This is a genomic window from Rhizobacter sp., from assembly GCF_035702065.1.
GTDB lineage: Bacteria > Pseudomonadota > Gammaproteobacteria > Burkholderiales > Burkholderiaceae_C > Rhizobacter.
The window spans coordinates 1-5,787 of sequence record NZ_DASSRA010000143.1 but is presented as its reverse complement, the minus strand read 5'-3'; the positions used below and the strand labels follow the sequence as shown (position 1 = coordinate 5,787).

6 protein-coding genes are annotated in these 5,787 nt (G+C 70.6%); 3 read left to right on the top strand and 3 right to left on the bottom strand.

The features are described 5' to 3' along the window. Positions 1-1,427: gamma-glutamyltransferase (ggt, locus tag VFL64_RS06940; protein ID WP_489539647.1), on the top strand; the 1,427-nt coding region annotated here is incomplete at its 5' end. 118 nt (positions 1,428-1,545) lie between these two features. Continuing rightward, complete coding sequence (locus VFL64_RS06935; RefSeq protein ID WP_489539646.1) at positions 1,546-2,475, top strand: GGDEF domain-containing protein; 930 nt, start codon at positions 1,546-1,548, stop codon at positions 2,473-2,475. Positions 2,476-2,501: 26 nt separating this feature from the next. Here the strand turns inward: VFL64_RS06935 and VFL64_RS06930 are convergent, their stop codons facing one another. Then, a complete protein-coding gene (locus VFL64_RS06930; RefSeq protein WP_489539645.1) occupies positions 2,502-3,683 on the bottom strand; it encodes a flavin-containing monooxygenase in 1,182 nt (393 codons plus the stop codon). Positions 3,684-3,790: 107 nt separating this feature from the next. After that, on the bottom strand, positions 3,791-4,198 hold the full coding sequence (locus tag VFL64_RS06925) for a nuclear transport factor 2 family protein (RefSeq protein ID WP_489539644.1): 408 nt from the start codon (positions 4,196-4,198) through the stop codon (positions 3,791-3,793). A gap of 96 nt (positions 4,199-4,294) precedes the next feature. Here VFL64_RS06925 and VFL64_RS06920 point away from each other — a divergent pair, with 96 nt between their 5' ends. Next, positions 4,295-5,266: an NAD-dependent epimerase/dehydratase family protein gene (locus tag VFL64_RS06920; protein ID WP_489539643.1), complete on the top strand. Its 972-nt coding sequence runs from the start codon at positions 4,295-4,297 to the stop codon at positions 5,264-5,266. A gap of 5 nt (positions 5,267-5,271) precedes the next feature. On the opposite strand, the gene VFL64_RS06915 is transcribed toward VFL64_RS06920, so the two are convergent. Beyond that, the coding region (locus VFL64_RS06915) for an IclR family transcriptional regulator (RefSeq protein ID WP_489539642.1) at positions 5,272-5,787 on the bottom strand (516 nt) is incomplete at its 5' end.

Sequence of the window (5,787 nt, the reverse complement as noted above, 5' to 3'; positions counted from 1 at the left end):
GCGAGAAGGCGCCGCTGGCCGCCACCGCCAACATGTACCTCAGTGCCGATGGCCAGGTGGTCAAGGGCCTCAGCACCAAGGGCTACCTCGCGGTGGGCGTGCCGGGCTCGGTGTCCGGCTTCGAGTACGCGCTGTCGCGCTACGGCACGATGAAGCGCGCCGCCCTCATCGCGCCGGCCATCCGCTACGCGAAGCAAGGCTTCGTGCTCGACCAGGGCGACGTCGACATGCTCGTCACCGCCACCGAAGACTTCCGCCGCGACGCGCCCTCGGCCGCCATCTTCCTCAACCGGGGCCAGCCCTTCGCGGTGGGGCAGAAGCTGGTGCAGGCCGACCTCGCGCGCACGCTGCAACGCATCAGCGACAAGGGCGCCGACGGCTTCTACAAGGGCCCGGTGGCCGAGGCAATCGTCGCCGCCAGCACCGCCGGCAAGGGCATCCTCACGCAGGCCGACCTCGACCAGTACAAGACGCGCGAACTCGCGCCGGTGGAGTGCGACTACCGCGGCTACCGCGTCGTCTCGGCGCCGCCACCCAGCTCGGGCGGCGTGATCATCTGCGAGATGCTCAACGTGCTGGAGGGCTACCCGCTGAAGGAGCTGGGCTTCCGTTCGGCGCAGGCGGTGCACTACCAGATCGAGGCCATGCGCCACGCCTACGTCGACCGCAACAGCTACCTCGGCGACCCCGACTTCGTGAAGAACCCGCTCGACCGCCTGCTCGACAAAGGCTACGCCGAGAAGCTGCGCGCCGCCATCGACCCCAACAAGGCCGGTGTGTCGAAAGACATCAAGCCCGGCGTCGCGCCGCACGAGGGCAGCAACACCACGCACTACTCCATCGTCGACAAGTGGGGCAATGCGGTGTCGGTCACCTACACGCTCAACGACTGGTTCGGCGCCAAGGTCACCGCCGCCCGCACCGGCGTGCTGCTCAACAACGAGATGGACGACTTCACCGCCAAGATCGGCGTGCCCAACCTCTACGGCCTGGTGCAGGGCGAGGCCAACGCCATCGCCCCGGGCAAGCGCCCCTTGAGCTCGATGAGCCCGACCATCGTGAGCCGCGACGGCAAGCCGGTGATGGTGCTCGGCACGCCGGGTGGCAGCCGCATCATCACCGCGGTGCTGCACACCATCCTGAACGTGATCGACTACGACATGAACATCCAGGAGGCGGTGGACGCGCCGCGCTTCCACCAGCAGTGGCTGCCCGAGGCCACCAACGTGGAGAAGCACGCCATCAGCCCCGACACGCGCAAGCTGCTCGAAGCCATGGGCCACACGCTCGCCAACCCGCAGCCGGCCAACCACCTGGCGGCCATCATCGTCGGTGCACCGTCGCTCAACGGCAAGCCGGTGGGGGCGAACCGCTACTACGGCGCCAACGACCCGCGGCGCAACTCGGGGCTCGCGCTGGGGTACTGATCCCGTCAGGTCCGTCGGTTCCGGGCGCTGCGGCTTCTCGCCGCATCTGCGGCAAACGCACGCGTCGCGCCGGCGGATCGCCGCTATGCTCGGGTGTCGCACCCCCGGGGCCTCCACCATGCATCCCAGCGAACCCGACGCCGCCGTCTACCGGACCCTGCTCGAATCCACCCGCGCCATCCCCTGGAAGATCGACTGGGCGAGCATGAGCTTCGCCTACATCGGCCCGCAGATCGAGCCCCTGCTCGGCTGGGCGCCGTCGACCTGGGTCAGCGTCGACGACTGGGCCTCGCGCATGCACCCGGACGACCGTGAGCGCGTCGTCAACTTCTGCGTTTCGCAGTCGCAGGCGGGCGTGGACCACGAGGCCGACTACCGGGCACTCACCGCCAGCGGCGAGTACGTGTGGATCCGCGACGTGGTGCACGTGGTGCGCAACGAACAGGGCGAGGTCGACTCGCTGGTCGGCTTCATGTTTGACATCACCGAGCGCAAGAAGACCGAGGAGAAGCTGCTGAGCCTGCAGAAGGAGCTCGAGGATCTCTCGTTCCGCGACAGCCTCACCGGCGTGGCCAATCGGCGCAAGTTCGACGCCGTGCTCGCCAAGGAATGGGAAGAGGCCCGGCGCAACACGCAGCCGCTCTCGCTGATCATGTTCGACGTCGACTTCTTCAAGCGCTACAACGACCACCACGGCCACATCGAAGGCGACGACTGCCTGAAGCGTGTCGCGCAGGCACTGGCCTCGGCCGCGAACCGCCCGCGCGACTTTCTGGCGCGCTACGGCGGCGAGGAGTTCGTGCTGGTGCTGCCCGCCAGCGACGAGGCGGCCGCGGCGGCCGTGGCAGAGCGCTGCCGGCAGGCCATCTTCAAGGCCCAGATCCCGCACGGCAACTCACCGCTCGGCCAGTTGATCACCGTCAGCATGGGGGTGGGCACCGTCATCCCCGCGGCCGGCCAGGACTCACCGTCCTTCATCGGCCTGGTGGACCGCCGGCTGTACCGGGCCAAGCAGGCCGGGCGGAACCAGATCGTCTCGGCGGCGTGATGCCGTGCGCCCTGGGCGCTGGCCCCTCAGCCGGAGGCGGGCTGCGCTGATCCGCTGCCCTGCGGCCGTTCGGCATTCGCCCCCACACGCTGGCGAATGGAGCGGGCCACCCGCGGCGCTTCGAGCGCGATCTCGCGCAGCGCGCCGGTCGTCGGGTTCTTGAAGCCGACGAAGTACAGGCCGGGGATGCCGCTCTCCTCGCCGAAGCGCAGCGGCCGGCCGCGCGCGTCGGCAATCGCATCGAAGCCTTCGACCAGCTGGGCCAGGCCCGGCGTGTAGCCGGTGGCGAAGACGATGGCGTCGAACGGGTGCACCGCGCCGTCGGCAAAGCGCACCTGCACCCCGTCGGGCAGGATCTCCTGCGCCGCCGGCAGCACGCGGATCTTTCCCTGCTTGACCATGGCGATGGTGCCGATGTCCAGGATGGGCACGCGCCCCGACTCTTCGATCATGCGGTTGGGCCCGAGCGTCGGCCGCACGATGCCCCAGCGCGACAGATCGCCCACCACCAGGCCGACCGTGCTCACGGCGATGGCGTCTTGCAACCACAGCGGCAGGTGCGACAGCAGGATGTTGGTCTGCTGCGTGGGCTGGCCGAACATGTCGCGCGGCACCACGTGCACCGGGCCGCGCACGACCATGGCCACGTCCACACCCTGCTCCGCCAGGTCGAGCGCGATCTCGGCGCCCGAGTTGCCACAGCCCACGACCAGCGTGCGCTTGCCCTGGTACGGGCTGGCGTTCTTGTAGTCGCGCGTGTGGGTCGTCGTGCCGCGAAAGCCCGCCATGCCGGGCAGCGCGGGCAGGTTCGGCACGCCGTTGTAGCTGGTGGCCACCACCACGAAGCGTGGCGCCAGCGTGCCGGCGCTGGTCTCCAGCGTGAAGCGGTCGCCGCTGCGCTTGACCGCGTGCACCGCCGTGCCCAGGCGGGGCGCAATGTGATGCGCTGTTGCGTAGGCCTCCAGGTACTGCAGCACCTGCTCGCGCGACGGGTAGCGCGGCGCCGTCCTGGGCCACGGCGCCATCGGCAGGCCGGAATAGGCCTTGGCGGTGTGCAGGTGCAGCCGGTCGTAGTGCCTGCGCCAGGACGAACCGATGCTCGCTTCGCGCTCCAGCACCACATGGTCCAGCCCCTGTTGGCGCAAGCAGGCCGAGGTGGCGAGCCCCGCGGGGCCGGCGCCGATGACGGCGATGTCTTCAGCGGACATGGGCTCGATCCTGGGTGGGCAGCGAACGGCTGCACGACGGCCGCCAGCATGTCAGCCCTGGCGCTCGCAGGGACTTCGGCCTTACCCGCAATGCCCGCGCCGGCGGGTCAATCCGCGGGAGCCGCCGTGTCGAAGTTGGCGGTCCAGCACTCCACGAACTTGCCATTGGCCACGCGCAGCACGTCGACACCCACCTTCTCGACATCCGTCGACGCCTCCGAGGCCCTGGCCTGGCCTCGGGCGCGCCAGTACGCCAGCACGGTGGAGCCGCTCACCGAGGGCCGGTCTTGCGGGCTGTAGGCCAGGCTCTTGTTGTGCGAGCGGATGCCGTCGACCCAGGCGCGCACGGTGCCCGCATTGCGCACTTCGCTGCGGGGCTGGCACGCGTCTGCAGCCTGGTGCACGATGAACTGCTCGCCGATGATGTCGTCCGAAAGTTCGAGTTCGCCATTCCACATGCGCACCCATTGCGAGTACAACGCCAGGTTCTCGGTGATCCGTGCTGTCAGTTCCATGATGGGCTCCTTCCGACGCGCAGCGTACGAGGGCTCTCCTGCCAGCGGTGTGTCAGCAGGGTGGGCGCAGCGGCCCGCCTGGCAGGTGACGTGACGATGAAGCTGCTCATTCTGGGTGGAACCCTGTTCCTCGGCCGCCACCTCACCGAGGCCGCGCTGGCGCAAGGCCACGAGGTGACGCTGCTCAACCGCGGGCGGCGCAATCCCGGGCTCTTCGCCTCGCGCGTTGTCTCGCTCACGGGAGACCGGGAGGCTGACATGTCGGCGCTGCGCGGGCAGCGCTTCGATGCGGTGATCGACTGCAGCGGGCAGACGCCCACGCACGTCGCGCGGGCCGTCGAGGCGCTGGGCGCCGACGTGCCGCACTACCTGTTCGTGTCGACCATCTCGGTCGGTGCCTCGTTCCCGCCCGGTGTGCGCTACGACGAGAACCTGCCGCTGTGTGCTGGCCACGAGGGGTACGGTGCACTGAAGGCGCGTGCCGAAGAAGCGATCCAGGCGGCCCTGCCGGGCCGCGTGGCGGTCGTGCGCCCCGGCCTCATCGTCGGCCCCTTCGACCCGACAGGCCGCTTCACCTACTGGCCGCGGCGCGTGGCGCGCGGTGGCCAGGTGCTGGCGCCGGGCCGGCCCGAGCGCACGGTGCAGTTCATCGACGCGCGCGACCTCGCGGCCTGGTGCCTGCGGCTCGCGGCGGCGCACACCACCGGCGTGTTCAACGCCGTCGGGCCGGACATCACGATGTCACAGCTGCTCGACGACTGCCGCCCCGCTGGCGGTGGCGATGCGCGCTTCACCTGGGTCGACGATGCGGCGCTGCTGGCGATGGGCGTCGCCCCCTGGACCGGCCTGCCGCTGTGGCTGCCCGAGGCCGATGCCACCTACGGCGGCATGCTGCTCGCCGACAACCGCCGCGCCCTCGCCGCCGGCCTGCAGCTGCGGCCCGTGCGCGAGACGGCACGCGACACGCTGGCCTGGGCCCAGTCGCTGGACAGCGATCCGCCCACCAGCGTCGCCACCCTCACGCCCGAGGACGAAGCGCGCTGCCTCGCCCTCGCCGCCGCGCGCTGATCTTTCTACAGGCTGCGCGCGATCGCCGCCGCCGCCTCGCGCAGGCGAGGCACCGCCGCGAGCGCCTGCGGCAGCGGCAGCCGCGCGGTCGGCGCCTGCAGGGCCACGGCGCAGCGTAGCTGCTTGGCCGCGCCGCTCTCGCGCACCGGCACGGCCACGCAGTTGAGGCCGTCGACGAACTCCTGGTCGTCGACCGCATAGCCATCGTGGCGGATGCGCTCCAGCTCGGTCTCCAGCGCCTCGCGCGTGACCAGCGTGGTGCCGGTGTGCCGGCTCAGCACCAGCCCGTCGAGCAGCGGCTTGCGCTGGCGCGCCGGCATGAACGCGAGGAACAGCTTGCCGCTGGCCGAGCAGTGCAGCGGCACGCGGGTGCCGGGGCGCAGCTCCAGGCGCAACGGGAAGGCGGCTTCCACCCGGTCGAGGTAGATCACCTCGGCGCCCGACATCGCCGTGAGGTTGCAGCTCTCGCCCAGCTCGGCCACCAGGCTGCGCAGCACCGCGTGGCGCACGCCCTGCTGCGC

What these genes read in the sequence shown, in the direction of transcription:
- VFL64_RS06930 (WP_489539645.1), bottom strand. Translation starts at nt 3,683, where the DNA reads ATGTCCGCTGAAGACATCGCCGTCATCGGCGCCGGCCCCGCGGGGCTC.
- VFL64_RS06925 (WP_489539644.1), bottom strand. Translation starts at nt 4,198, where the DNA reads ATGGAACTGACAGCACGGATCACCGAGAACCTGGCGTTGTACTCGCAA.
- VFL64_RS06935 (WP_489539646.1), top strand. Translation starts at nt 1,546, where the DNA reads ATGCATCCCAGCGAACCCGACGCCGCCGTCTACCGGACCCTGCTCGAA.
- VFL64_RS06920 (WP_489539643.1), top strand. Translation starts at nt 4,295, where the DNA reads ATGAAGCTGCTCATTCTGGGTGGAACCCTGTTCCTCGGCCGCCACCTC.